This is a genomic window from Labrys methylaminiphilus subsp. lupini (assembly GCF_051161885.1).
In the GTDB taxonomy this organism is placed as follows: domain Bacteria; phylum Pseudomonadota; class Alphaproteobacteria; order Rhizobiales; family Labraceae; genus Labrys.
In genome coordinates, this window is sequence record NZ_JBMDIH010000001.1 from 2,714,910 (window position 1) to 2,740,119 (window position 25,210).

Annotated in this window: 24 protein-coding genes; 7 read left to right on the forward strand and 17 right to left on the reverse strand. The window is 64.0% G+C overall.

Annotated elements, in window-relative coordinates:
• From ACN6KF_RS12775 to ACN6KF_RS12835, 13 genes are all read right to left on the reverse strand, one after another.
• Positions 1 to 1,056: an ABC transporter ATP-binding protein gene (locus tag ACN6KF_RS12775; RefSeq protein WP_434957188.1), complete on the reverse strand. Its 1,056-nt coding sequence runs from the start codon at positions 1,054 to 1,056 to the stop codon at positions 1 to 3.
• Positions 1,043 to 1,822, reverse strand: coding sequence for an ABC transporter permease (locus tag ACN6KF_RS12780; protein ID WP_434957189.1), 780 nt, complete (start codon positions 1,820 to 1,822; stop codon positions 1,043 to 1,045). Before ACN6KF_RS12780 ends, ACN6KF_RS12775 begins: the two co-directional genes overlap by 14 nt.
• Before the next feature lie 9 nt (positions 1,823 to 1,831).
• Positions 1,832 to 2,599, reverse strand: a complete 768-nt coding sequence (locus ACN6KF_RS12785) for an ABC transporter permease (protein ID WP_434959665.1) — start codon at positions 2,597 to 2,599, stop codon at positions 1,832 to 1,834.
• A gap of 349 nt (positions 2,600 to 2,948) precedes the next feature.
• Positions 2,949 to 4,013 (reverse strand): ABC transporter substrate-binding protein, encoded by a 1,065-nt coding sequence (locus ACN6KF_RS12790; protein ID WP_434957190.1) that lies wholly within the window; start codon positions 4,011 to 4,013, stop codon positions 2,949 to 2,951.
• Between the two features lie 87 nt (positions 4,014 to 4,100).
• The gene (locus ACN6KF_RS12795) at positions 4,101 to 5,072 is read right to left on the reverse strand and encodes a PfkB family carbohydrate kinase (protein ID WP_434957191.1); all 972 of its coding nucleotides are present in this window, start codon (positions 5,070 to 5,072) and stop codon (positions 4,101 to 4,103) included.
• Positions 5,069 to 6,115 carry an ADP-ribosylglycohydrolase family protein gene (locus ACN6KF_RS12800; RefSeq protein ID WP_434957192.1) on the reverse strand — a complete coding sequence of 349 codons (1,047 nt, stop codon included), beginning with the start codon at positions 6,113 to 6,115 and terminating at the stop codon, positions 5,069 to 5,071. Before ACN6KF_RS12800 ends, ACN6KF_RS12795 begins: the two co-directional genes overlap by 4 nt.
• Before the next feature lie 432 nt (positions 6,116 to 6,547).
• Complete coding sequence (locus ACN6KF_RS12805) at positions 6,548 to 7,651, reverse strand: autoinducer 2 ABC transporter substrate-binding protein (RefSeq protein ID WP_434957193.1); 1,104 nt, start codon at positions 7,649 to 7,651, stop codon at positions 6,548 to 6,550.
• A gap of 160 nt (positions 7,652 to 7,811) precedes the next feature.
• The gene (locus ACN6KF_RS12810; RefSeq protein WP_434957194.1) at positions 7,812 to 8,780 is read right to left on the reverse strand and encodes an ABC transporter permease; all 969 of its coding nucleotides are present in this window, start codon (positions 8,778 to 8,780) and stop codon (positions 7,812 to 7,814) included.
• A gap of 12 nt (positions 8,781 to 8,792) precedes the next feature.
• Complete coding sequence (locus ACN6KF_RS12815) at positions 8,793 to 9,788, reverse strand: ABC transporter permease (RefSeq protein WP_434957195.1); 996 nt, start codon at positions 9,786 to 9,788, stop codon at positions 8,793 to 8,795.
• Positions 9,788 to 11,296, reverse strand: coding sequence for a sugar ABC transporter ATP-binding protein (locus ACN6KF_RS12820; protein WP_434957196.1), 1,509 nt, complete (start codon positions 11,294 to 11,296; stop codon positions 9,788 to 9,790). The genes ACN6KF_RS12815 and ACN6KF_RS12820 overlap by 1 nt, the downstream gene beginning before the upstream one ends.
• A 387-nt stretch (positions 11,297 to 11,683) precedes the next feature.
• Positions 11,684 to 12,466 carry a DeoR/GlpR family DNA-binding transcription regulator gene (locus ACN6KF_RS12825; RefSeq protein WP_434957197.1) on the reverse strand — a complete coding sequence of 261 codons (783 nt, stop codon included), beginning with the start codon at positions 12,464 to 12,466 and terminating at the stop codon, positions 11,684 to 11,686.
• A gap of 54 nt (positions 12,467 to 12,520) precedes the next feature.
• Positions 12,521 to 13,102 carry a class GN sortase gene (locus ACN6KF_RS12830; RefSeq protein WP_434959666.1) on the reverse strand — a complete coding sequence of 194 codons (582 nt, stop codon included), beginning with the start codon at positions 13,100 to 13,102 and terminating at the stop codon, positions 12,521 to 12,523.
• Between the two features lie 179 nt (positions 13,103 to 13,281).
• On the reverse strand, positions 13,282 to 15,558 hold the full coding sequence (locus tag ACN6KF_RS12835; protein WP_434957198.1) for a marine proteobacterial sortase target protein: 2,277 nt from the start codon (positions 15,556 to 15,558) through the stop codon (positions 13,282 to 13,284).
• A 218-nt stretch (positions 15,559 to 15,776) separates the two neighbouring features.
• On the opposite strand from ACN6KF_RS12835, the gene ACN6KF_RS12840 reads away from it, so the two are divergent.
• Complete coding sequence (locus tag ACN6KF_RS12840; protein WP_434959667.1) at positions 15,777 to 16,556, forward strand: helix-turn-helix domain-containing protein; 780 nt, start codon at positions 15,777 to 15,779, stop codon at positions 16,554 to 16,556.
• 86 nt (positions 16,557 to 16,642) lie between these two features.
• Here the strand turns inward: ACN6KF_RS12840 and ACN6KF_RS12845 are convergent, their stop codons facing one another.
• On the reverse strand, positions 16,643 to 17,044 hold the full coding sequence (locus ACN6KF_RS12845) for a rhodanese-like domain-containing protein (protein WP_434957199.1): 402 nt from the start codon (positions 17,042 to 17,044) through the stop codon (positions 16,643 to 16,645).
• A 79-nt stretch (positions 17,045 to 17,123) separates the two neighbouring features.
• A complete protein-coding gene (locus ACN6KF_RS12850; protein ID WP_434957200.1) occupies positions 17,124 to 17,477 on the reverse strand; it encodes an ArsR/SmtB family transcription factor in 354 nt (117 codons plus the stop codon).
• Between the two features lie 78 nt (positions 17,478 to 17,555).
• Here ACN6KF_RS12850 and ACN6KF_RS12855 point away from each other — a divergent pair, with 78 nt between their 5' ends.
• Positions 17,556 to 18,302 carry an SDR family oxidoreductase gene (locus ACN6KF_RS12855; RefSeq protein WP_434959668.1) on the forward strand — a complete coding sequence of 249 codons (747 nt, stop codon included), beginning with the start codon at positions 17,556 to 17,558 and terminating at the stop codon, positions 18,300 to 18,302.
• A gap of 190 nt (positions 18,303 to 18,492) precedes the next feature.
• On the forward strand, positions 18,493 to 19,077 hold the full coding sequence (locus tag ACN6KF_RS12860; protein WP_434957201.1) for a L,D-transpeptidase: 585 nt from the start codon (positions 18,493 to 18,495) through the stop codon (positions 19,075 to 19,077).
• Between the two features lie 65 nt (positions 19,078 to 19,142).
• On the opposite strand, the gene ACN6KF_RS12865 is transcribed toward ACN6KF_RS12860, so the two are convergent.
• Entirely contained in the window at positions 19,143 to 19,931 is a 789-nt protein-coding gene (locus ACN6KF_RS12865; protein ID WP_434957202.1) for a 3-hydroxybutyrate dehydrogenase, read from the reverse strand.
• 182 nt (positions 19,932 to 20,113) lie between these two features.
• On the opposite strand from ACN6KF_RS12865, the gene ACN6KF_RS12870 reads away from it, so the two are divergent.
• Both ACN6KF_RS12870 and ACN6KF_RS12875 read left to right on the forward strand, forming a co-directional pair.
• A complete protein-coding gene (locus ACN6KF_RS12870; protein WP_434957203.1) occupies positions 20,114 to 20,860 on the forward strand; it encodes an acetoacetate decarboxylase in 747 nt (248 codons plus the stop codon).
• Positions 20,861 to 20,889: 29 nt separating this feature from the next.
• Positions 20,890 to 22,053, forward strand: coding sequence for a patatin-like phospholipase family protein (locus tag ACN6KF_RS12875; protein ID WP_434957204.1), 1,164 nt, complete (start codon positions 20,890 to 20,892; stop codon positions 22,051 to 22,053).
• Between the two features lie 96 nt (positions 22,054 to 22,149).
• Here the strand turns inward: ACN6KF_RS12875 and ACN6KF_RS12880 are convergent, their stop codons facing one another.
• Positions 22,150 to 22,566 carry a gamma-butyrobetaine hydroxylase family protein gene (locus ACN6KF_RS12880; protein ID WP_434957205.1) on the reverse strand — a complete coding sequence of 139 codons (417 nt, stop codon included), beginning with the start codon at positions 22,564 to 22,566 and terminating at the stop codon, positions 22,150 to 22,152.
• A 275-nt stretch (positions 22,567 to 22,841) separates the two neighbouring features.
• Between ACN6KF_RS12880 and moaA the strand changes: the two genes are divergently transcribed.
• Positions 22,842 to 23,873 (forward strand): GTP 3',8-cyclase MoaA, encoded by a 1,032-nt coding sequence (moaA, locus tag ACN6KF_RS12885; RefSeq protein WP_434959669.1) that lies wholly within the window; start codon positions 22,842 to 22,844, stop codon positions 23,871 to 23,873.
• Positions 23,874 to 24,055: 182 nt separating this feature from the next.
• Positions 24,056 to 25,186, forward strand: coding sequence for an N-methyl-L-tryptophan oxidase (gene solA / locus ACN6KF_RS12890; RefSeq protein WP_434957206.1), 1,131 nt, complete (start codon positions 24,056 to 24,058; stop codon positions 25,184 to 25,186).
• Positions 25,187 to 25,210: the final 24 nt, after the last annotated feature.

Genomic DNA, 25,210 nt, shown 5'->3' on the forward strand with positions numbered 1-25,210 from the left:
TCAGGCCTGCAGCAGCACGGTGTTGGCCGGCGACCAGGCCAGCGTGATGGCCTGCCCGGGCGAGACCGACGAGATCTCCCGGTTCTGCGACAGGACCTTGATGTCGCTGCCACCAGGCCCTTCGGCGATGAAGGTCGAGACAGCGCCCGCATAGATGATCTCGCGTATCCTCGTGGCGAAGACATTGTCGCCCTCGGGGCTTTCTCCGGGCGCGAGAAGTCGCATTTTCTCGGGTCGCACCGCCGCCGTGGCCTGGCTGCCGGGGCTCGGCAGCCCATCGTCCGTGCGAATGACGCCGCTCCCGATCGCGATCCCCTCACCGGTCACGCTGCCCTCGAAGAAATTGGCGTCTCCCAGGAAGGAGGCGGCAAAACGGGTACGTGGGCGCTCATAGATCTCGAGCGGCGCCCCCTCCTGCACGATGCGCCCGCCATCGAGGATGGCCACCGTGTCTGATAGTGTCAGCGCCTCCTCCTGGTCATGGGTAACGAAAATGGTGGTGAGCCCGCTCTCGCGCTGGATGCGGCGCAGCTCGATCTGCATGTCCTGGCGCAGGCGCCTGTCGAGCGCGGACAGTGGCTCGTCCAGGAGGAGAACCCTCGGCTTGGTCACGATGGCGCGGGCCAGCGCCACGCGCTGCTGCTGGCCGCCCGAAAGCTGCTTGGGCTTGCGCTGCTCGAAGCCGGTGAGATGAACCATCTCCAGCACCCGGGCCACCTCCTTGCGTGCCGCCTCGCCGCGGATGCCCTGGCGGTTGAGCCCGAAGATGACATTGTCGAAAACGCTCATATGCGGGAACAACGCATAGGACTGGAACACCATGCCGATCTTGCGCTGCCATAGGGCGACCCCGGTGACGTCCTCGCCCCCGAACAGGATGCGCCCCTCATCGGGGTCGACGAAGCCGCCGATGATGCGCAACAGCGTGGTCTTGCCGGAGCCCGAAGGGCCGAGCAGGCTGGTGAACTCGCCCGCCTTGAAGGCGGTGCTCACTTTGTCGAGCACCCGCAGGGACCCATAGTCCTTGCTGATCGAAGCGACTTCAACGCCGATCACGACTGCCTCCCAGATTGGACAATTGGGCGAAGATCAGCACGAGAACGGCCGAGACGCCGAGGAAGATGGCGGAGATCGCATTGATCTCCGGCGTGAAGCCCTTGCGGATCGAGGTATAGATCTCGACCGGCAAGGTGGAGACGCCTGGCGTGGCCAGGAAATAGGAGACCACGAACTGGTCCAGCGAAACCGCGAAGGCGAACAGCAGGGCCGCGATGATGCTCGGCGCCAGCAAAGGCAGCGTCACCGCAAAGAAGGCATGAATCGGCGTCGATCCCAGGCTCATCGCCGCCTCCTCGAGATCGGCCCGCAATGTCTGCATGCCGGTGCCGACGATCAGGACGACATAGGGGATGGCCAGGGCGACATGGCCGATCAGCATGGCATGCAGGCCGCGCCCGATGCCCGTCCAGAAGAAGAACACCAACATGGCCGTGCCGGTGATCAGCCAGGGAATGGCGATCGGCGGCAGCAGCAGCACCTTGAGCAGCGACTGCCCCCGGAAGGTGCGGCGGTTGAGGGCAAGCGAGGCCAGCGTGCCCACGGTCGTGGCGATGATCGAGGTTGCCAGGGCAATCAGCAGGCTGTTGTAGGTGGCCGAGAGCAGCGGCCCGTTCTCGGCCAACACGCCGAACCAGTGAAAGGTCGGCTCGATCGGCAAGGTGTAGAGGGGCGAGGCGTTGAAGGCCATCGCCACCATCACCGCGATAGGCAGATAGAGGAAGATCAGGGTGGCGGCGAGGAAGGTACGGCCGAGAGCGATCATGGTCCCCTCCTACGGCGTCGCCGCGCGGCCGGGCAGCACGCGCGAGGAGACGGCGAAGATCAGTAGCACCACTGCCAGCATGGTGAAGGACAGGGCCGCGCCCAGCGGCCAGTTGAAGGCCGCGGTGAACTGGTCCTCGATCACGGTGCCCATGGTGACGCCGATGCGCCCGCCCAGGATGCGAGGCTCCATGAAGCTGCCGATCACAGGCACGAAGATCAGGATCGATCCGGAAATCAGGCCGGGCATGCAGAGCGGCAGCAGGATCTTCCAGAATACCACCGGTGTGCGTGCACCGAGGCTACGGGCGGCCTCGATGGTCGAGTCTTCGATCGCCGTGGCGGAGAGGTAGCAGGTCAGGATCATATAGGGCAGATAGGCATGGACCAGGCCGATGATGATGGCCGGAAAGCTGTAGAGAAGCGACACCGAGGGCGCCGCCGGCACGATCCAGTGCAGGGCATAATCGAGAATGCCTCCTTCCCTCAGCACCATGGTCCAGGAGAACACGCGCACTAGCCCATTGGTCCAGAACGGCAGGATGATGAGGAGGAACAGGATGTGCCGCGAGCGCCCGGCCGTCGCTCGCGCCAAAGCGATTGCGGCGGGAAGGCCGATCAGTGCACACAGGCCCGTGGTCCACAAGCCGATCTGGATCGAGGTCCAGGCGACGTTGAAGAGATAGGGCCGCTTGATGAAGGCAAGGTAGTTGTCGACGGTGTAGACCAGCGCCCGCCCCGGGACCGGCGAACTCTTCAGGAAGCTGAAGAACAGCATGGCGCAAAGCGGCAGGAAGACGGCCAGCAGCAGCCAGCCATAGGCCGGCGTCAACAGGGCCGCCGTCGTCCAGCCCTGCCCCAGGCGCCTTCGGGGGCCTGCCTTGCCGCCATCGGCTTTCGACACGATCTCCACCTGTGCTTCCCCTTTCGGTCCCCCCGGCCACGCTGCAGCACGCAGGGCAGCGGCGCAGATCCGGGATCGCGAGCAGAACGATGCTTGTTTCAGCACGACCTTTGCCATTGCCGGGCTTGACCCGGTAATCCAGTCCACCTTCCCATGCTGGAAGGGCCGAAAATCTGGATGCCCGGGTCAAGCCCGGGCATGACAAAGGTCGGCGCCATCCGCCCTACTTGGCGTAGAACGCCTTCACTTCTTCCCACAGATCGTTGAAGGCCTGGCGGCGATCATCCGGCAGGGCGGCCATGAAGGTCAGCTTCGGCAGGTAGTCGGCCTTGTGGATCTGCCGGTTGAGATCATCGGCCGGCAGCTTGTTCATCGCCCCCTCGTTGGCTGAAGCCGGGGCGCCCGCCTCCTTGGCCCAGGTCAGGTAGAAGGTCGGGTCGATCATGTAGTTGAGGAATTTGAGTGCATCCTCCTTCTTGGTGCTCGACGTCGGCACCGCCAGGCTGTCGAGCCAGCCGATGGCGCCTTCCTTGGGTACGATGAATTCCACCGGCAATTTGTGCTGGCGGATGGAGCGCACCGCCGCGCCGGACCAGTAGACGGAGATGTCGAAGGAATTGGCGGCGAAGGCCTTGTTCCATTCGTCCTCGCTGGACCACATCAGCTTGACGTTCGGCTTCATCGCCTTCAGCACCTCGGTGATCTTGGCGAGGTCCTTGGGATCGTTGGCATCCTGGCCGGTCAGCAGGGCGCCGATGCCGACGGAGGTCACGGCATCGTCGAACAAGGCCAGCTTGCCGGCATATTTGGGGTCGGAGAAGATCGTCCAGCTGTCGGCGCTGATGCCCTGGCGCACGGCGAGGGAATTCATGCCCCAGAGCCAGGCGAGACCATAAATCTTGCCGTCGGCCTTGAGATTGGCGTGATCCTTCAACGCCGGGGCCAGATCCTTGGCATTGGCGATGGTGGCAAGATCGACCGGATCGATCAGGCCTTCGGCCTGGGCCTGCTGGGTACGGGCGCTGTTGATCAGCACCACGTCATAGGCGCCGGGATTGGTACGCAGCTTGGTCAGCATCTCCGGCTCGGAGTTGAAATAGTCATGCTTGACCGTGATGCCGGTCTGCTCGGCAAAGGCCTTGAGCGCGAAGGCCTCGTCGGTGCCGTAGCCCTTCCAGTTGAGCACGGTGATTTCCTTGGCCTGGGCGAAACCCGGGCGTATCCACAGGCCGGCGACGGCGGCGGCTCCCAAGGTGGTGAAATGACGGCGCGTGATCCGATATGTCATCTTTCCAATTCCCTTCGTCGATGGCGACATTCTGCTCTCGATTTTCTTATCATTGGCTGGGCGTTCGTGCCTGCGTGGGCATCCACCCTATCGTGTTGTTGTCTTGCCGTGGTCCTGCCTGGCGAGAAAAGCGTTCAGTTCTTCCGTGCCGGGCGCGGTCGCCGGCCCCTTGCGCGTGACGGCAATGGCGGCGGCGGCGTTGGCCCGCCGCGCGGCCTCGGCAGCCGGATAGCCGGCCGCGAGGGAGGCCAAAAACACGCCGGTATGGGCATCTCCCGCTCCGGTCGCATCGACCATGCGCACGGCCGGCGCCGGAACCTGCAGGCCGGACTGGCCAATGTCGCCGCCGAGCAGGAAGCACCCGGCTGGGCCATCCCTCAGGATCACCAGCGTGTCCGGCGACAGGCGATCGTGAACCCGCTTGGCGGCCTCCGTCTTGTCATCGGCTCCGGTAAGCAGGCCGGCCTCGCGCCGGTTGAGGGTGACGATGTCGGCCCGCGCCAGCACCGCGGCCATGATGCCGGGTGGAATGTCGGCGACCAGGGGACCGGGATCGATCATCACGGTGACGCTGGCCGGCAAGCCGCCGACCCAATCGGCGATGGCGGGCCCAAGCTGCGGGTAGCAGAGATCATAGCCCGAAGCGAAGAGCGCATCCGCAGCGCCCAATCGCAGCCCGGAAAGCGGCTCCCGTCCCGGCCGCGCCTCGACGCCGGGGCTGGTGACAAAGGTACGCTCGCCGTCGGGCTCGACCAACACGATGCAAAAGCCGCTGTCGCCGTCCGCGCTCACCGGCATCAGCGCCTCGATGCCTTCGGCTGCCAGTTCGGCACGGATGCGCTCGCCATAGGGACCCTTGCCATGCTGACCGGCAAAGGCGGCCCTGAGCCCGTTGCGGGCCGCCGCCGTGAGAATGTTGAAGCCCCCACCCGCACTGATCGTCGCCTCGGACCCCAGCACGTCGCCACCGCGTTGCGGCAGGCAGGGCACGTCGAGGCGGACATCGGCCAGGATGCTGCCCACGGACAGGAGACGGGTGGGAGTCGGCCTGCTGCTCATGCCGTGGAAGCCCCCTTCCCGGCGGGAGGCAGGATCGATGCCCTGCCCCGCAGCGCCAGCAGGCGATCGGCCAGGCCGACAAGATCGAGATCCGGATTGGCGGCCTCGAGGGCTGCGATCACCGGAGCGGGAAAAGCTTCAACGCCATGGCAGGCACCCGCTACCGCGCCGGCAATGGCAGCAACGGTATCGCAATCGCCACCGAGGCTCGCCGACAGGCGGCAGATGCGCCAGGGGTCCTCGGGCGCCAGCGAGATGATGGCCATCGCCGCCGGCACGGCCTCCTGCGTAGCGACGCCGGTGCCGACGATGTCATAGATGAGTTCGAGGGCCTCGGCCTCGCCTTTGCCCCGCACCAGCTCGATCGCCCAGCGGATGCGGGCGGCGATGTCCCCGCCGGCGAAATAGAAGCCGCGCCTGGCGCCGTGCCGGGCACCCTCCACGGCAGCCTGCAGCGCCTCATCGATGCTTGCGCCGTCGATGGCCGCGCTGACGGCAGCAGCGACGGCCGAGGCGCCGGCAAGACCGATGGTGGTGTTGTGGGTGACATGGCCGGACTGGAAGACGGCATCGACCAGCGCCTCGACGGGACGCGCCGGGAAGACGATGCCGACCGGGGCAACGCGCATCGCCGCGCCATTGGTGGCGCCGGTGCGCCCGGTCTCGTCGGTGGGCATGCCTTCGGCGATCAGTGTCAGCGCCTTGCGGGTGGAAGGGCCGAGGAGATCGGCAGAGCCCGCCGCGATCATGCGGGTTTCCCAGGCGAGGAGTTCATCGGCGAAACGCCGGGGATCGACATAGCCTTTGCCCTCGACCAGGAGTTCGCCAAGGATGACGGCCTGGTCGGTATCATCGGTCACCCGGCCGGCCGGCATGCCGCGGCTGATCGGATTGTCGTCGGGCGCCGGCTCGAAGCGCTCGAGAATGCCGTAACGTGCCGAGACGAGGGCTCGCGGCATATATTGCGTGGGCATGCCAAGAGCGTCACCGATCGCCAGGCCGACCAGCGCCCCCCGAGCACGGCTTTGAGCGGAAACGGCCATGACTCCCCTTTCGAGAAAGCGCCTAAAATTCGTTTGTGTACAAACGATCTTCCCGTGCAATTCGCCCCCTGTCAAGGGGGCATCCGGCCAGAGCGTTTTGCGATTTGGCGGTTACATCAAGAATCGCAAAGACGCGTCGGACCAAAGAGCTAGAGCACGTTTCCTTCAAATTGAATCACCAGGAACCGCAAAATGCTTTTGATATCAAAGCGCCTCTCTCGAAGAGAGTTTCGGTAAGAACGCATTTTGCTCTAGAGCAAACAAACGTCTCCGTCTAAACGCGCTTTGCTCTAGGTAGCCGGATACTGTTTTCTCCACACCGATTCCGGATCGGCGTCAAAGGAAAAGCCGGGATTTCTCCCGGCTTCGTGGTCGTTCCTGGCGCAAGCGACAAACCGATTCGGAAAAGACGCCTACAGCCTTGATCTTTCGTCAGAAATCGAACTTCTCGATATTCTCCTTCGTGAACACGAAGGGCGAGCCGAGCAGTACTTCCGAGCCATTGATCACGTTGAGCTCACCGAGCTTACCGGCCTTGACCTTGGTATCGCCGGGCTTGAGCGAACCATCCGCCGTGGCGCGCAGGACCTGCATGGCGGCATAGCCGAGATCGACGGGATTCCACAGCACCACGGATTTCACGCAATCCTTGGCGACATAGGGCTTCATGGCATTGGGCGTGGCCAGACCGATCACCGCCACCTTGCCGCATTGGCCGGCCTGGGTGACAGCCTCGGCCGATGCCGGCGTGGCGACGCTGGTCATGCCGAAGATACCCTTGAGATCGGGCCCGTATTTGTTGATCAGCGTGGTCGCCTGCGAGAAGGAGAGCGCATTGTCCTCCTGCGCTTCCACCGTCTCCAGAAGCTTCAGCTTGGGATGGCACTTGGCGGAATAGGCTGCCATCTCGGCGATCCAGCGAGCCTGGTTGGGCGTGGTGAAGGTCGAGGTGACAATAGCCACGCCCGCATCCTCGCCGCTCTCCTTGACCATGGTATCGACCATGGCCTTGGCGATCCCGTTGAACTCGGCCTGGTTGACGAACCACTGGCGGGAGTCCGGGGTGGAATTGGCGTCATAGCCGACGACGTTGATCCCCTTGGACAGGGCCTTCTTCAGCACCGGGGCGATCGCGACGGGATCGTTGGCGGCATAGAGAATGCCGTCGACGCCGGAGGTAATGTAATTGTCGATGAAGGTGATCTGCTCGTCGATATTGGCCTTGGTCGGCCCGTCGGTCTTGGCATCGACATTGCCGAGTTCCTTGGCCGCGTCGGCAATACCCTTGGAGGTGGCGTTGAAGTAACCGATGCCGATGAGCTTGGGTACGTCGACCACCTTGATCGGCTTGCCCTTGCGGTCGGGCGCGCCGGTGACGGCACCGCCATCATAGGGCTTGCTCGTCGCGCTGGCCGGCGTGGCATCGCAGGCGAGCGGATTGGTGGGCAACTCGTCGCCGCCGGTCCAGGCCGAGGCGGCATGCGCCAGGCCCACCAGGGATACGCTCAGAGCGAGCGCCAGGGATATGCGGATCATGGTCTTCCTCCACTGTTCGCCGGCCTTGGGCCGGCTGCCATTGCCGTCCTCGTTGCCGGAGAAACCGATTCCGGAACAAGGGCCAGATCGTTGAAATTGCACGTCTTACACTTGCATACCCTTTCAGGCAGGAGCGCTAGCCCCGCCCGAAAGGCCTTCGTCAGGCCTGCCGCTTGCGACCGGCCATGCGGCTCAGCAGGGGAACCAGATTGCTGAGCAATACGGTGAGGATCAGCGCCGTGCCGATCAGGATGATGGTGCTGTCGCCCTTGTAGCCCTGCAGCAGCAGGCCGTTCTTCAACGCCTGCATCAGGGCCAGGCCGAGCACCGTGCCGATGATGGTGCCGCGGCCACCGAAGATGCTGGTGCCACCCAGCACCACCGCCGTGATGGCATCGAGCTCCCAGCCCGACCCCATGTCCGAGCGCGTGGTCGTCACCCGGGAGACGAAGATCACGCCAGCCAGCGAAGCGCAGAGACCGGAGGCGCCGTAGGTCAGGATCTTGGTACGGTCGACCGCGATACCCGAGAAGCGCGCGGCGATCTCGTTGGAGCCGATCGCATAGGTGGCGCGACCGAATACCGTCAGGCCGAGGACACAGGCCGCCACGACCGCCGCCAGCAGGAGCAGCCAGACCTGCACCGGCACGTCGAGCACCTGCCCCTGCCCCAGCACCAGGAACCAGTCGGGATAGCCCCGCACGGACCGGGCCTGGCTGATGCCCTCAGCCAGGCCGCGATAGAGGGCGAGCGTGGCCAGGGTGGCAATCAGGGGCGGCACCTTGAAGCTGGTGATGATCAGGCCGTTGACGACGCCGCACAGGGTGCCGAGCGCCAGTGCCAGCACGATGGCGACCGGCAGCGGCAGGCCGAGATTCTGCCAGAGCACGCCGAGCACGATGGCGACTACGCCGACGATCGAACCGACGGACAGGTCGATGCCGCCGGTGACGATGACGAAGGTCATCGCCAGCGCGATCAGCCCGATCTCCGTCATCAGCCGGGTCTGGTTGAGCAGGTTGTCTAAGGTGAGGAACCTGTCGGACGATTGTGCCAGGAAGACGAGCACCACTGCCAGCAGCACAGCCAGGATGCTCTCGTGACGAAGCAGGAGGGAACGCCAGTTCATCTTGCCCTCCCCTCAGAGCATGCGGTGGCGGCGGACCATATCCGCCAGCACGGTGATGAGGATGAGCACGCCGACGATCGCCTGTTTCCAGAACACCAGCACGTTGGAATAGGGCATGAAGGTCAAGGCCGAGGTGATGGTGGCGAACAGCATGGCTGCCAGCGTGGAGCCGATCACCGTGCCGGTACCGCCGAGGATGGAAACGCCGCCGATCACGGCTGCGGTGATGACGGTGAGCTCGAGGCCGGGGGGTACCGTCGACTGGATCACCTGCAGCTGCGTGGCAAAGAGCAGCGCCGCCAGACCGGCAAAAAAGCCGTGAATGGCGAAGACGGCAACGGTCACGGGCTTGGCCGGAATGCCGGCCGCGCGTGCGGCCTCGGGATTACCGCCGACGGCATAGATGGAACGCCCGAAGGCCGAATAGCGCATCCAGAAGGCAACGGCCGCTGTCAGCACCACCATGATGACGATCGGCGAGCGCACGCCGAACCAGTTCGCCTGGGCGATCATGAAGTCGGGCGGCAGGTTGTTGATCCAGTTGCCGCTGGTCGCCAGGATCAGCCCGCCCTTGAGGATCGAGAGCATGCCGAGTGTGACCACGATGGAAGGGATGCTGGCATAGGCAACCAGCACGCCGACGAAAGCATTGATGGCGATGCCCACCAGCACCGGCACGAGCCATGCGATCCAGATGGGATACCCCTTGGTGGCCAGCGTGCCGGCAATGGTGGCGAGCACGCCGATCAGCGAGCCGATGGAAACGTCGATGTGCCCGGAGATGATCACCATGGCCATGCCGATGGCGGCCACCGCGATATAGGCATTGCCGGCGAAGATGGCGTTGAGGTTGCTGGCACCAAGGAAGCGCGGATTGTAGAGGCCGATGGCGGTGATCAGCACCACGAGCGCGCCGAGCACCACCATCTCCTGGCCGAGCCCGCCGAAGAGGCGTGCCAGGGGACCACGCGAGGGCACAAGGGCGGAGGAGGATGCAGTTTCGCCCATCAGGCCACTCCCTGCAGGGGTTGGGCATTGGTCATGGCAGCGCCGACGGCATCCGGCGTCGCTTGGGTGCGATCGAATTCGGCAACGATGCGCCCGCCATTGATGACCAGGACCCGATCGCTCATGCCGAGCACCTCCGGCAGTTCGCTCGATATCATCAGGATGGCGACACCCTGCTGCACCAGCCCTCCCATCAGGGTGTAGATCTCGGCTTTGGCGCCGACATCGATACCGCGGGTCGGCTCATCCATGATCAGGATGCGCGGATTGGCCTCCAGCCACTTGGCCAGCACGACCTTCTGCTGGTTGCCGCCGGAGAGTTGACCGACGATCTGCTCGGGGCCGCGGGTGCGGATGCCCAGGCGCTTGATCGCCTCCACCGAGCGGCGGATCTCGTCGCCGAAGCGGATGGAAAAGCCGTTCGACATCTTGTCGAGCACCGCCATCGAGACGTTCTCCCGGATGGTCATCGGCCGCACCAGGCCCTGGGAGCCGCGATCCTCCGGCACATAGGCGATGCCGAGGTCCCGGGCCTTGCGCGGGCCGTCGATCACCACCTTGCGACCATTGACCAGGATATCGCCGGTGCTGGCCGGGGTGATACCGAAGACGGTCAATGCCAGTTCCGTGCGCCCCGAGCCGATCAGGCCGGCGAGGCCCAAGATCTCGCCGGCCCGCAGGCTCAGCGAAATGTTCTGCACCTTGCGGCCGAAACTCACGTCGCGCAGCTCGAGTGCGACCTCGCCGAGCGTTGCCTCCACTTTTGGGAAAAGCTGCTCGATCGAGCGGCCGACCATCATCGAGACGAGCGAGGCTTCGGTCACATCGCCAATGTCGCGCGTGCCGATATAGCTGCCGTCACGCAGCACCGTGACCCGGTCCGCCAGCTCGAAGATCTCGGGCATGCGATGGGAGACGTAGATGATGGCGACGCCGCGCTCGCGCAGCTTCTTGACCACGCTCATCAGGCGGCGCACATCGGCCTCGACCAGGGCGGCCGTCGGCTCGTCCATGATCAGCAGGCGGGCCTCCTGCGACAGTGCCTTGGCAATCTCGACCCGTTGGCGATTGGCCACGGAAAGGGTGCCGACCTTGGCATCCACGTCCAGATCATGGCTATCCAGGGAATCCAAGAGATGGCGAGCCTTGAGGCGCATCGCACTCCAATCGAGCCCTCCCCAATTGCGGCGCGGTGCATTGCCCAGGAAGATGTTCTCGGCCACCGTCAGTTCCGGGAACAGCAGGAGCTCCTGATAGACGGTGGCGATGCCGTGGCGGCGCGCATGCCGTGGCGAGGTGAAGCGGACGGTCTCGCCGCCGACCGTCAGCGTACCCGTATCCGGCTGATGCACGCCGGCGATCACCTTGATCAGGGTCGACTTGCCGGCACCGTTCTCGCCGAGCAAAGCGTGGACTTCACCGGGACGCACGTCGAAATTGACGTCGCGCAGCACCTTCACGCCGGAAAAGGATTTGGAGATGTCGCGAAGGCTGACGACGGCCGTCATGGCGCCCTCCGAGTGACTGCCGCCATGAAACGCCCCAGGCGTGACCGAAAGGCTTGCCCGGTGGCGATCGCCATCCGGCCGACCCGCGTCTCCCCCATGTCCGCGCCTCTCCTCACGCTTTTTTGTAAGACATATCGCCCAACTAGATCAAAAATCGTCTTTCAGCAAGCGGGATAACGCATAATGTGCAATAATTAACTCACGCATGATCTAGAATCATCACGCTTACAAGAGTCGAATTTACGAGAGAAATTGATTTTATCTTTTATATTTCAATGATAAGGACAAGCCAACGCCTCCATGAAGCTGCGTAGCACCGCCAACGCATGCAACGTCCTGAGCACCAATTCGATTGATCTCAATCACAAAGCCCACCGCGCGGCCAAGTCAGACCGCATCGGGCGCAAGAGAAACGATCCGGATCGTGATGCCGGCATTCTCCAGCATCTTGGCATCCCGGTCGGACAAGCCGTCATCGGTGATGAGCACGCCCACCCGGGAAAGCGGCAGGGCGACGCTGCGTGCACGGATGGCGAATTTCCGGCTATCGGCCAGCACGACGACCTGGTCGGCATTGGTGCTCAGGTCGATGATGGTGCGCACCAGCAGGGGATGGGATTCGAGCAGCCCGTCGCGGCTGATGCCTTGGGCACCGAGGAAGAATTTCGATGCGTAGAACGGCTGTGCCGGAGCGGTCGGGTGAATGATGCCCGGCTCCCGATGCAATTCGCCGCCGGCGATCGTCAGGCCGCAACTGCCATGGTCGCTGAGAAAGGCGACAAGGGGCATCGAATTCGTGTAGAGGCGGACATTGCGATGGGCGAGCTTCGCGCCGAGATAGAAGCAGGTGGAGCCGCCATGGATGATGACGGAATTGCCATCGCGCACCAGAGTTGCCGCATCCTCCGCGATCGCCTGCTTGGCTTCCACGGCAAGGTCGCGATTCTCGTCATAAGGCTTGGCCGCATGACGGCCTGGCGCGGCTGAACCGTCGAGCGCGGCGATACCGCCATAGACCTTCTGTGCCTTGCCGGACTGGTCGAGCTTGTCGATATCCCGCCGGATGGTGGCGGCCGAGACGCCCAGTTGCCCCTGCAGGTCACGCACCGTGAGGAAGGGGCGCTTGCCCAGAACCTCGATGATCCGGTTCTGGCGGTTCAGTTCACTCAAGGTTCGCTCCCCTCGGACGTTTTGTGAGCAAACTAGATCATGGCGAGCGCCGCTTCAATCGATCTTCCTCATGCCTTCCTGCACCATCTCGGCGTAAACGAGATAACGCAAGGGGCCGCTGGTGACGGCATTGAACGGCCAGCAGGTCGCCAGCACGAGATGACGGCCTGGCGCGGCGGGGTCGATCCCCGAACCATCCCAGCGGCGGATGTCGTGACCGGTGACGCGATAGCGAACCGCGATGCCGTCGCGGTTGGTGACCTTGATCTCGTCGCCAATCCGCACCCCGCCGAGGAAGGCGAAATGCGTATCGCGATGGGCGGCGTAGACGGCGGTACCCTCCTCCCCGGCGGCCGGCGTACCGGCGACATGAGCCGGCCCGAACGCCAGGGCCTGCCCGCTCGCCCCTTCAAGAGCCACCGCGCTCTTGGCAAGGCGAGGCACCTCGATGCGGGCGGCCGGATAGGTATCCAGCCAGGACCAGGGCTTGACGATGGCGCCGCTGGCGACGGACTGGTCGAAGGCCCGGTCGAGCAGGATCTGGGCCAGGAAGGCCTTGGTGTGGATCCACACCCCCTGCCCTGCCAGGACTAGGCCGGCGCAGAGCAGCAAACCGGTTATTATGAGGCGGAGAATCCGCACCCTCCCCTGGAGGGGTCGGCCATTCCTCTTGGAATGGCCTATCGCACCGCTTGGCTCGTCGCTCAAAGTGGAGCAATCACCCCACCCAGGCCTGTCAGACCTACCCTCCCCCTCCGGGGGAGGGTAGGAAGGCCCCGCCGCTGCGGGCGGAAGCCTTTCGAGTTTGAGCGCGATCATGCTGGAGCCCCGCGCCGGCGGGTCAGGAAGCCGAAGCCAAGGCCGCCGGCGAGTAGCAGGCCGCCGATGATCAGGCGCAGTTCGGCGTCAGTGGCGGTTTGCGGCAGGCTGATCGTACGCGAGGCATCGATCGTCTGCACCTTTCTGCCATCAAGATCGAGCAAGGCCTGGCGCTGCTCGCGGTCGGCAGCCGTCTCGCCCTTGATGCCGAAGACCTTGTCAAAATCCCAGCCGGCCGGCAGGTTCAGCGGCACGTCGGAACGGGACAGGCGCACGCCGCGTGGGCGGACCGGGGTCTTGTCCACGGCCACCAGGCTGGTGAGGCGGGTGACGAGGTGATGATCGAGGGCAAGAGCCAGGATGCGCTTGTCGGCATCCTCGCGGCTGATCTGGCGCAGTGTCTGCGCCACTTCGGTATCGTCGATCTTGCGTCGCGCCCACAGCTTGGAGATGCCGGCTCCCTCAGCGGCGCCGGCAACCGGCAGCGTGACTGACCAGCCCTTGCCGTCGATGAGGCCACGAACCTCGACATTGCCCTTGAGATGCCCGACCTTCGCGGCCAGCACCAGCGTCTCGCCGTGGTAGAGATCGGGCAGGATGCGCGGCGTCACATCGGCGGAGCCGGCCGAGATGGCGACGTCGACATTGGTCATCGCCGGGCTTTCCAGCTTGTCGACCAGTTGCTTCATGCGCTCCTGCACCTGATCGACCGAGCCGATCTGCATGAAGGCGCCGCCGCCGAGTTCCGCCGCGCGGGTCATCAGGTAGGAATTCGGCGCCGAGCCGATGCCGACCATGAAGACACGGGAGCGGCCGCGATGCGAGGCGATGGTGTCGAACAGTTCCTGCTCATTGTCGATGCCGCCATCGGTGATGAACACCACCTGGCGCAGGAATCCCAGATTGGCGGTATTCTGGTCGTCGACATGGTCGTCCTTCAGGGCCTCCAGCATGGGCGCGACCATCATGGTGCCGCCGTTGGCCTGGAGACGCGAGACATAGTCCTGGGCCCGCGCGATGTTCTCTGCCGTGGCCGGCAACGTGCCGCCGAACAGGTTGGTGAAGGTGTCGTCGAAGCGGATAACGTTGAAGCGATCGGCCTGTGACAGGCGGCTCAGCGCATAGCCCAGGCTGGCCCGGGCCTGCTCGATGGAGGTGCCGCCCATCGAGCCGGAATTGTCGATTACGAAGGTGACGTCGCGCGGACGCTGGTCGGCCTGCGCGGTCTTGAGGCTGGGCGGCGTGACATAAGCGATCAGATAATCGTCGCTGCCGACCCGTTCGCGGAACAAACCGACGCCGGGCGTCTGGCTGGGCTGGGCCTGCCAGGTCAACTCGAAATCGCGATCAGCCGGCACCGATCCCGAAGCCAGCTCGATATGGCGGACCTGAGGTCCCTTGTCGGTGATGTTGATGGGATGAAAGGCGCTCTTCACCTCGCCCAGCGCAAAGCCGGCGTCGAGATCGATACGGATCTGTACGGGATTGACCGGCGCGTTCTCGCGTGGGTCGAGGACGGGTGCCTGCGGTACCTGGCTCGACGCTGGAGCCGGCGTAGCGGCACCCCAGCCCGACTTGTCCTGGAAGGTCACGGTCTGGGCCGAGCCGGCGCCGACCGCGTTCGGCGAGAAGCGCGGCGCCACCACCAGCGGCACGCGGAGCGAGAAAGTGTTGTCGGCCTGGCGCACCGGCTCCTGATACTCGATCTGGATCACCACCGTGTCACCGGGGCCGATATTGGCGATCGAGTTCATGAACATGTTCGGCCGCTGCTGCTCGACCAGTGCCGCCTTCTTGCCCTCGGCTTTGGCACGCTCGTAGACGAGCTTGGCCTGCTGCTTTTCCTTGATGTCGGCCACCACGACGCGCTGGCCGATCACCATCTTCATGGTATCGACCGCGGCCCCATCGGGCAGCGGGAAGACATAGACACCCTCGACCCAGGATTTGCTGGGGTTGTGGAACATCTGCGTCAGCGTGGCGCGGATGGTGGGGCCGCTGACATTGAGCTGCACGTCTGTGGCCGTCCTGACGGCCTCGACATAGCTGCCGGGATCCTCGGTGCGCATCAACAGCGAACCCGCCTTGACGTCGTCGACGGTGATGCGGGGAGCGGCATAGGCGCCGACCACGAAGATGAGGAAGGTCGCGAGGATCAACACCGCCATGAGGAAACGTTCGGCGAGCGCGACCAGCGCTGCACGACCGATACCGGAATGAGGATGCCGTCGTCTGCCGGTTTGGCGGCCGGCAACCGCTTGGTTCATGTTCATGTCGTCCTCGTTGAACGCTGTCGGGCCTCATGCGGCCTCGTTCCGTTCTGCTCCTGCGAGGACTGTGCGTACGAGCTTCATTAATCGCGTTTGTTAGGCATAAACCGTCACAAAGCGCCTTGCCGGCGGTGAACTCCTGCGGCAATGTCCGGTTTTGTACGTGATTGTGCGCGATGGCCTGCCGTCAGGCCTGGATACAGCGTGATCGCACCAGCAGGATCAGCCCCGTGACGTCGGACAGCGAGTTTTCCAGCGAGCAAGCCCACCAGATCACGCTCGCGGTCCGCGAGACCCTGGCGCGCCGGCGCATTTCACGGCAGACCCTGGCCGAGAAGGCCAAGATCAGCCTGTCGACCCTGGAGAAGGCGCTGTCCGGCCGGCGTCCCTTCACGCTGGCAACCGTCATTCGGTTGGAGGAGGCGCTCGATACGGGCCTGCGCCATACTGATCATGTTGCGGCCCCCACCACCGTCCAGGGAGGCGGGACGGCACCGGAGCATCTGGGTTCCTACACCAAGGCGGCCGTGTCCTGGCTCACCGGCAATTATCTCACCTTGCGTCCGTCCTTCGGCGAGGCTGGCGCGGTTTTCGCCTACCGCACCGAAATCACCTGGAACGACAGCACGTCCCGCCTGATCTTCCGCGAAGCCGAGCGCCTCGACACCGGCTTCAACCAGGCGGGCGAAGTCTCGGTGCCGAACCAATCAGGCCATGTCTATCTGGTGACCTCCATCAGCGGCCAATATCGAGTGGCCGTGGTCGGCCGGCCGATGAACACGGGCGAGATGTACGGCATTCTCACCTCGTTGCGCGCCGGCCGAGGCACGCAGCTCACGCCCGTCTCGGCCGCCATCGCACTGGTCCCGATTCTGCCCGGTCGCGAGGACGATCTCTCCTTCGGCCGGATCGGCCCCTCCCATCGCCATTATCAAGCCTATCGAGACCACCTCGACCGCGTGACGGCAGACGAGTTCGCGCTGTTCAAGGCGGGGCCGTAACGGGCGGCTGGTCTTCAGATCAGCCTGATATCTCCACGCCCGCCGAATGGAAGAGGCGGGTCCGAAGACCTGCCTCCCGATGAGTTTCACCCCTCCCCATCTGCGAAGGCCAATCCCTCGTCGGCCCAGCCGGTGAGGCCTCCGATCATGATCTTCACCGGGCGGCCGAGCCGAGCGAGCTTGAGGGCGGCCTGGTCGGCGCCATTGCAATGCGGCCCGGCGCAATAGGCCACGAACAGCGTGTCGGCAGGCCATTGTACCATGCGCTCCGCATCGATCTCGCGATGCGGCAAATGAAGGGCCCCCGGAACGTGCCGGCGACGAAAGGTTTCCGGCGACCCGACGACATGCAGGAGAACGAAGTCCCGTTCCCCCGAGGCAAGCGCCTGGGCCACGTCGGAACAATCGGTTTCGACCGAAAGGCGCCGCTCGAAATGCGCAATGGCATGATGGGGTGGTGCTGCGGGGATGGCGCTGACCAGGCTCATGATCGTCTCCTACTGTGGGGCTGCCATTCTCATAGGTCACGCGCACCGTGATGGCAGCTGGCGCGATTGCCAGACAGCGTCAAGATCTGGCCAGAATGGCTTCAGGCCGCCGCGACACGTCTTCGATATCCGCTGCAACCAGGCTCAACAGTCCGGGAAAACGCGCCTCGACATCCTGTCGGCGCAGGCTGGCGATGCGACTGTTCCCGCGATCGACCTGCCGGATGAGGCCGGCTTCGCGCAACACCCGGAAATGATGCGTCAGCGTCGCCTTGCTGACATCGAAACCGAAAGAGGCGCAACTGCGCGCCGTACCCTCCGGCGCCAGCGCCAATTCGGCAACGACGCGCCGCCGCAACGGGTCGGCCAGAGCAGCCATGAGGCGGCCGAGCTGCATCTCCTCCGGTTCCGGATGGCCCTCGCGATCCGCCATGGAAAACACTCCAAAGGTAAGCCTTGCGTCGTACCTAAATCATCTGCTAGGTAAGGCGAACATCTTACCAAGGAGGCGATCATGATCAAGACCCTGTCGGGCAAGGCAGCCATCGTGACCGGAGGAAGTCGCGGTATTGGCGCTGCCATCGCAGTGCGCTTGGCGGAACTGGGCGCCGATGTCGCGATTACCTATGCCAGCCGGACCGACAGTGCCGAGGCCGTCGCGGATCGAATCCGGGCGAATGGCCAGCGCGCCTTGACACTCCAGGCCGACAGCGCCGACGCCGTGGCCGTACGGGGCGCCGTGGACCAGGCCGCTGCCGCGTTCGGCCGTCTCGACATCCTCGTCAACAATGCAGGCATCTTCACCAGCGGTACCGTAGAGCAGGTCACCCTTGAAGATTTCGACCACATCATTGCCGCCAATGTGCGCGGCGCCTTCGTTGCCTCCCAGGCCGCCGCCGCGCACATGGGCGAAGGCGGGCGCATCATTTCCATCGGATCCAATCTGGTCGGACGCGTCGGACGCGCCGGCATCGGTCTCTACGTGATGAGCAAGGCCGCCCTCACGGGCCTCAGCCAATCCATGGCCCGCGACCTCGGCGCGCGCGGCATCACCGTCAACATCGTCCACCCCGGCCCGACGGATACCGACATGAACCCGGCCTCCACCGATCGTGCCGCCCAGGCACGGATGGCAATGGCGATCCCCAAATATGGCGAACCTGCGCAGATCGCCGGTCTCGTCGCCTGGCTCGCCAGTCCGGAAGCGCAATATGCCACCGGCGGCGCCTATACCATAGACGGCGGCACCAATACCTGACCGGCGCGTGTCGATACGCACAGCGGCGCCCCGCCATGTGTTGTTGAGAGGACACAGCCTTCGATTTTCATGTGACGGTTGCCTGTAAACACTCAGGCAACGATTGAAGAATCCAAGGATCGAAGCGCAGTTTATTGCGTCGACTACAATGAGATCGAAGAATTTCGATCGGACCATTCGGGGCTTCAACATGCGTCGTCTTTTGACCGGCCTGGTCTTGGTGTCGAGCTTGGGCATCGCCTCAAGCTCGGCGAATGCGGCCAGTATCTTCGAGAAATTGTTCGGCGGCCCACGCCAGCCCGCCAATGCCGGCGCCGTTGCCGCCGTCTCGCCGATTCCACGCGAGGTGGTGGCTTACAACGGTCGGGAGAAGCCCGGGACCATCGTGATCAATTCGCCGGAACGACGGCTTTATCTCGTGCTCGATGATGGCACGGCACTGCGTTATGGCGTTGGCGTCGGCCGCAAAGGCTTCGAATGGGGCGGTGCGCACCGCATCTCGCGCAAGGCGGAATGGCCGGGCTGGACCCCGCCCCCACAGATGCGCAAACGCCGGCCGGACTTGCCCGCCTACATGGCTGGCGGCATCCAGAATCCGCTTGGCGCCCGTGCGATGTATCTCGGTTCTTCGCTCTACCGCATCCATGGCTCGAACGAGCCGCAGACCATTGGCCAGGCCGTGTCGTCGGGCTGCATCCGCATGACCAATGACGACGTCACCGACCTCTACGATCGTGTAAAGGTCGGCACCCGCGTCGTTGTGGTCCGCGGCTGAATTTCGTGTCATCCCGGACGCGCTGCAGTATGAGATGCTGCGGCATAGATCCGGGATGACCCGTACTATTGCGCCGTCCAGCCTCCGTCGACCGGCAAGGTGGTGCCGGTAATCTGCCGGGCGGCATCGCTGCACAGGAAAACCGCGACAGCCGCGATCTCGTCGACCGTGACGAACTCCTTGGTCGGCTGAGCGGCCAGCAGGACATCGTGCTTGACCTGCTCCTCGGTCAGGCCCCGCGCCTTCATCGTGTCGGGGATCTGCTTTTCCACCAGCGGCGTCCAGACATAGCCGGGGGCGATGGCATTGGCGGTGATGCCGTGCTCGGCAACCTCGAGCGCCACCGTCTTGATCAGGCCGGTCACGCCATGCTTGGCGGCAACATAAGCCGATTTGAAAGGTGAGGCGACGAGCGCGTGGGCCGACGAGGTGTTGATGATGCGCCCCCATTTGCGCTCTTTCATGCCGGGGAGCACCGCCTTGATCGCATAAAAGGAGGCGATCAGGTTGATGCGGGTGATCGCCTCCCACTTGTCATCCGGAAACTCGTCGATCGGCGCGACATGCTGAATGCCGGCATTGTTGACCAGGACGTCCAGGCTGCCGAAGGCTTCCTCCGCCTCATGGATCATGGCGGTGATCTCCGCCCCAACCATCATGTTAGCGCCGCTGTAGCGGCACTTCACGCCGAAATCCTTCTCGATGCCGGCCCGCTCATGCTCGATGGCGTCTGCATCGCCGAAACCGTTGATGGTGATATTGGCCCCTTCGGCTGCGAGAGCGCGGGCGACGGCGAGGCCGATGCCGCTGGTCGAGCCGGTGACCAGGGCATTGCGGGAAGACAATTGGGCCATATTCATCTCATGAGACAGGAAGGCGGGAAGGCGCGGCATCGACGTGCCACCGGCCCGGAAGCTGGCACGGCCAGATGTCGCCCTTATTACAGTTCGGCCCTGTGCGCGGCGGACACGGACCTGTCATGCTGCCGTGCAACATAGCGGCGATCCCTTCCCTGCTTTCTCATGAAGGACATCCCGTGGACCAAGCCGACGTCGTCAAGCGCGCCTATGCCATGCCGCTGACCAATCCCTCCTTCCCGCCCGGCCCCTACCGCTTCTTCGATCGCGAATACATCATCATCACCTATCGCACGACGCGCGAGGCGCTGGAGGCCGTGGTTCCCGCGCCGCTGGAGATCGACGAGCCGCTGGTCAAATACGAGTTCATCCGCATGCCTGATTCAACCGGCTTCGGTGACTACACCGAGACAGGGCAGGTCATTCCCGTGCGTTACAAGGGCCAGCACGGTGCCTATGTGCATTCGATGTATCTGGACGACGATGCCCCCATTGCCGGTGGGCGCGAATTGTGGGGCTTTCCCAAGAAGCTGGCGACGCCCAGGATCGTGCATGAGGGCGAGGTCATCGTGGGGACGCTGCATTATGGCAGCGTGCTGTGCGCGACCGGGACCATGGGCTACAAGCATCGCCTTGCCGACCGGCAGGCCGTGCTGGACTCGCTCGCCGCGCCGAACTTCCTCATCAAGATCATCCCCCATGTCGACGGGTCGCCGCGGATCTGCGAACTCGTGCGCTACCACCTCACGGATGTGACGCTCAAGGAGGCCTGGACGGCCCCGGCAGCGCTGGAACTCCATGCCCATGTGATGGCCGACGTCAGCCGCCTGCCGGTGCTCGAAGTCGTCTCGGCCGTGCATTTCGTCGCCGACCTCACGCTCGGTCTCGGCGAGGTGGTGCACGACTATCTCGCCACCGCCCGCTGATCCTGCCTGTCTTACCGGAGTTTTCCATCGTGCTCGAACGCAACAGAGACAAGGCCGCGCGCGCCACCATCGAGGAAATCTCGGCGCAATATGATCGCATCGCCCTGGTGTTCCAGGGCGGCGGCGCGCTTGGTGCCTATCAGGCCGGTGTCTATGAGGCGCTGGCCAATGCCGGCTGCGAACCCAACTGGCTCTCCGGCGTCTCCATTGGCGCCATCAACGCCTCGATCATCGCCGGCAACGAGCCGCGTCACCGGCTGCAGCGGCTCGAGCAGTTCTGGCAGACGATCTCCGGCCGCAAGATCTGGGCCTACACGCCGGAAGGCGATCTGTTCCGCGACATCCGCAACCGCACCAGTTCCTGGATCACCATGTCGCAAGGCCAGCCCGGCTTCTTCAAGCCGCGCCTTCCCAATCCCTGGCTCGAACTCCCGGGTGCGGATGGCGCCACCAGCTTCTACGACACCTCGGAGTTGAAGCGGACGCTGGAAGAGGTCATCGACTTCGATATCCTCAACGACGGCCGCAAGCGCCTCAGTGTTGGCGCGGTCAACGTGCGGACCGGCAATTTCATCTATTTCGACACCGACCAGGTTCGTATCGGTCCCGAGCACATCATGGCCAGCGGTGCGCTGCCCCCTGCCTTTCCCGCCATCCGCATCGAAGGCGAATATTACTGGGATGGCGGCATCGTCTCCAACACGCCGCTGCAATATCTGCTCGACCAGGAAGAAGAGCGCAGTTCGTTGGTGTTCCAGGTCGATCTCTTCAGCGCCCGCGGTACCTTGCCGCGCAGCATGCCGGACGTGCTCTCGCGCCACAAGGACATCATGTATTCGAGCCGGACGCGGCAGAATACCGACAATTTCAAGCGTATCCATGGCATCAAGACTCATCTGATCGATGCGCTGAAGCGCCTGCCCAAGGACCTGCTGACGCCAGAGGAACAGGCGCTTATCGACAGCCACGCCAGGCTCGGCGTCGTCAACATCGTGCACCTGATCTATCAGCACAAGAATTACGAGGGTCACGCCAAGGACTATGAATTCTCGGGCACCTCGATGCGCGAGCATTGGGATATGGGGCTGGAAGACACCCAGCGCACGTTACGCCATCGCCAATGGCTGCTGCCGCCCAAGGACGCCGAGGGCGGCATGGCCATTCACGATCTCCATCGCGAGGATCCCGTCTGACGAGGCACTATCCCCCTCACCGGCCAATCGCCGTGTCGCCGGGCAGTGGTTGGTCTCCAGCAGGCCGAGCGGACTCTCGCTCGGCAGGCCCTTCGCTCAGCGCTGCCCCGGCCTTTCGCGCGACAGGCCCTTCTCCTGGAGATCGGCGAGATAGGAGGCCCAGCGGCTCTCCTTCTCCCGGCCCAATTCCGCAAGATAGGTCCAGGTAAACAGGCCGGTGTTGTGCATGTCGTCGAAGGAGATGCGCACGGCGTAATTACCGACCGGGTCGAGGCTCAGGATCGCCACATTGATCTTGCCCCCAACCGTCTTGCGTTCGGCGGCACTGTGGCCCTGCACCTCGGCGCTCGGCGACATCACGCGCAGCATCTCGGCGCTGAACGCATGGGACCGACCGTCGTCGAAACTCACGGTCAGGGTCTTCTTGTCCTTGGACAGGCGCAATTCGGTTGGCCAGGCCTTCGCGACGTCTTCGCTCACGGCATCTTCCCTTTTTCGTTCTGATCGCCACATAGGGAGAAGGCGGATGCTGCGCAAGCCGCAAACCGACGTCGTCAGAGCATTCGGTTCGATCTCTGCGACATAATGGCAGTTTCCGTAGACAATCATTGGTGTTTGGGCCGCTGTCGGCTTAGAAACATACCAAAGGGGACATGCCCCTAAAGCGTTTTTCGATCCGGCGCTTCGGCAACATTCGCAAAGGCGCTCTGGCCAATCCGTCGGATTGGCTTGGAAACAGGGAGTTGGAGCAGAGCGGCATTCCGCAAAAACGCTTTGCTTCCGGGAGTATGGACGTGCTGGATGATCATGCAATGGCGGATGTGCCGCCGATGATCGACCCTTTCGGGCGCGCAATCAATTATCTGCGTGTTTCCGTGACGGACCGCTGCGACTTTCGCTGCGTCTATTGCATGTCGGAGGACATGACCTTCCTGCCCAAGAAGGATCTGCTCACCCTCGAGGAACTCGACAGGCTGTGCAGTGCCTTCATTGCCAAGGGCGTCAGGAAGCTGCGCTTCACCGGCGGCGAGCCCCTGGTGCGGCGCGATATCATGACGCTGTTCCGCTCGATCTCGCGCCATCTCGACAACGGCCGGCTCGACGAACTGACCGTAACCACCAATGGCTCGCAGCTTGCCCGCTACGCCGCCGAACTCAGGGATTGCGGCGTCAAGCGCATCAATGTCTCCCTCGACACGCTCGATCCGGCCGCCTTCAAGGCGATCACCCGCTGGGGCGACTTCAGCAAGGTGATGGATGGCATCGACAAGGCCCAGGAAGCGGGCCTCGCGGTCAAGATCAATGCCGTCGCGATCAAGGGCATGACCGAGGACGAAGCGGTCGGCCTGATCGAATGGGCGCATGGCCGCGGCATGGACCTCACCTTCATCGAAGTGATGCCGATGGGCGACGTCACGGGGCACCGGGTCGACCAATATCTGCCGCTTTCGGTGCTGCGCGCCCAGCTTCTCGACAGCTACACGCTGGATGACATTCCCTATAATACGGGTGGCCCGGCCCGGTATGTCCGCGTCCGCGAGACCGGCGGCCGCCTGGGATTCATCACGCCGATGACGCATAATTTCTGCGAGAGCTGCAATCGCGTACGCGTCACCTGTACCGGCACTCTCTATATGTGCCTGGGCCAGGAAGACGCCGCCGATCTGCGGGCTCCGCTGCGCGCCTCCGAGGCGAACGATCTTCTCAACGCCGCCATCGATCGCGCCATCACCCGTAAGCCCAAGGGACACGATTTCGTCATCGACCGGCGCACCAAGCAGCCCGCTGTTAGCAGGCATATGAGCGTGACGGGCGGGTGAAGCCCTTCCTGGGACCGCCAGCATCCTGCTGGCTCCTGGAAAACGTTACCCCCGCAAGAAGGGAGAGCCGGCAGGATGCTGGCGGTCCCAGGCGAATAGCGCTCCCAGAGCGTTTTCGTCCAAACGCGCTTTGCTCCAGGGGTTGAAGACTCGGCCGGTTTGCCTTCCACTTGGCCCCCATAATGTCCAAGACCTTTGATGTGATCGTCGTCGGTGTCGGCGGCATGGGATCGGCCGCCTGCTATCAGCTCGCCAAGCGGGGCGTGCGTGTGCTCGGCCTCGAGAAATTCGAAATCGGCCATGCGATGGGTTCCTCGCACGGGTTGACGCGCATTCTGCGCCTCGCCTATTTCGAGGGCGTAGCCTATGTGCCGCTGGTGCAGCGTGCGCGGGAACTGTGGATCGAGACCGGCAAGCTCACCGGCGAGCCGCTCTTCTTCGAGGTCGGCGCGCTCGACATCGCCCATGAGGGCAGCGGCATCGTCGAGAAGGCGCTCGAAGCCAGCCAGGCCCACGGCCTGGAGCACGAATTGCTCGACCGCGATGCCATCGAGGCACGCTATCCCTTCACCCTCGATCGCAATCATATCGGCCTCTACCAACCTCAGTCGGGCTTCGTGGCTTCCGAGCGGGCCATCCTCGCCCATACGGCACTCGCCTTGCATCACGGCGCCGAGATTCACGGCTGCGAGGCCTTGATCGACTGGGAGCCGACGGCAGGGGGTGGTGTGCGCGTGACGACCGATCAGGGCAGCTACGAGGCAGGCAAGCTCATTCTTTCGCCCGGCGCCTGGATCGGGGATCTCGTGCCCGCGCTCAAGCCTTTCACCGAGGTAGTGCTGCAGACGCTCGGCTGGTTCGCCCCTGCCCGGCCCTCCCTGTTCGATCTCGCCCATTTCCCGGTTTTCACGCTCGAAGCCGACGAAGGCCATTTCTATGGCTTTCCGCTCTGGCAGCATCCGGGCTTCAAGCTCGGCTCGCCGCATTATGGCGGAGAGGCCTATGATCCCGATACCCCCACCCGGGAGCCCTCGCCCCGGCATCGCGAGCAGTTGCGCGCCTGCCTCGCCAAGCACATTCCGGGCGCCAATGGCGACCTGCTCGGCCTCAAGGCCTGCATGTACACGATGACGCCTGACGAGCATTTCGTCATCGATACCCTGCCCGGCCATGAGCAGGTCATCGTCGCATCGCCCTGCTCGGGCCATGGCTACAAATTCGCCAGCGCCATCGGCGAAGCCCTCGCCGAACTCGCCACCACGGGCCGTAGCCGCCTTGACCTCGGCATGTTCAACCTCGGGCGCTTTTCTTGAGATTGTCTCGGTTTGTCTTTGCCA

What these genes read in the sequence shown, in the direction of transcription:
- ACN6KF_RS12850 (WP_434957200.1), bottom strand. Translation starts at nt 17,477, where the DNA reads ATGGCGGATCGCGAGGGCCATCCGGAACCGGAGGAGATGCAGCTCGGC.
- ACN6KF_RS12845 (WP_434957199.1), bottom strand. Translation starts at nt 17,044, where the DNA reads ATGAGCCTGGTCAGCGCCATCCCCGCAGCACCACCCCATCATGCCATT.
- moaA (WP_434959669.1), top strand. Translation starts at nt 22,842, where the DNA reads ATGGACGTGCTGGATGATCATGCAATGGCGGATGTGCCGCCGATGATC.
- ACN6KF_RS12880 (WP_434957205.1), bottom strand. Translation starts at nt 22,566, where the DNA reads ATGTGGCGATCAGAACGAAAAAGGGAAGATGCCGTGAGCGAAGACGTC.
- ACN6KF_RS12860 (WP_434957201.1), top strand. Translation starts at nt 18,493, where the DNA reads ATGCGTCGTCTTTTGACCGGCCTGGTCTTGGTGTCGAGCTTGGGCATC.
- ACN6KF_RS12820 (WP_434957196.1), bottom strand. Translation starts at nt 11,296, where the DNA reads ATGACGGCCGTCGTCAGCCTTCGCGACATCTCCAAATCCTTTTCCGGC.
- ACN6KF_RS12785 (WP_434959665.1), bottom strand. Translation starts at nt 2,599, where the DNA reads ATGCTGTTCTTCAGCTTCCTGAAGAGTTCGCCGGTCCCGGGGCGGGCG.
- ACN6KF_RS12800 (WP_434957192.1), bottom strand. Translation starts at nt 6,115, where the DNA reads ATGGCCGTTTCCGCTCAAAGCCGTGCTCGGGGGGCGCTGGTCGGCCTG.
- ACN6KF_RS12865 (WP_434957202.1), bottom strand. Translation starts at nt 19,931, where the DNA reads ATGGCCCAATTGTCTTCCCGCAATGCCCTGGTCACCGGCTCGACCAGC.
- ACN6KF_RS12835 (WP_434957198.1), bottom strand. Translation starts at nt 15,558, where the DNA reads ATGAACATGAACCAAGCGGTTGCCGGCCGCCAAACCGGCAGACGACGG.
- ACN6KF_RS12805 (WP_434957193.1), bottom strand. Translation starts at nt 7,651, where the DNA reads ATGATCCGCATATCCCTGGCGCTCGCTCTGAGCGTATCCCTGGTGGGC.
- ACN6KF_RS12780 (WP_434957189.1), bottom strand. Translation starts at nt 1,822, where the DNA reads ATGATCGCTCTCGGCCGTACCTTCCTCGCCGCCACCCTGATCTTCCTC.
- solA (WP_434957206.1), top strand. Translation starts at nt 24,056, where the DNA reads ATGTCCAAGACCTTTGATGTGATCGTCGTCGGTGTCGGCGGCATGGGA.
- ACN6KF_RS12810 (WP_434957194.1), bottom strand. Translation starts at nt 8,780, where the DNA reads ATGAACTGGCGTTCCCTCCTGCTTCGTCACGAGAGCATCCTGGCTGTG.
- ACN6KF_RS12790 (WP_434957190.1), bottom strand. Translation starts at nt 4,013, where the DNA reads ATGACATATCGGATCACGCGCCGTCATTTCACCACCTTGGGAGCCGCC.
- ACN6KF_RS12815 (WP_434957195.1), bottom strand. Translation starts at nt 9,788, where the DNA reads ATGGGCGAAACTGCATCCTCCTCCGCCCTTGTGCCCTCGCGTGGTCCC.
- ACN6KF_RS12795 (WP_434957191.1), bottom strand. Translation starts at nt 5,072, where the DNA reads ATGAGCAGCAGGCCGACTCCCACCCGTCTCCTGTCCGTGGGCAGCATC.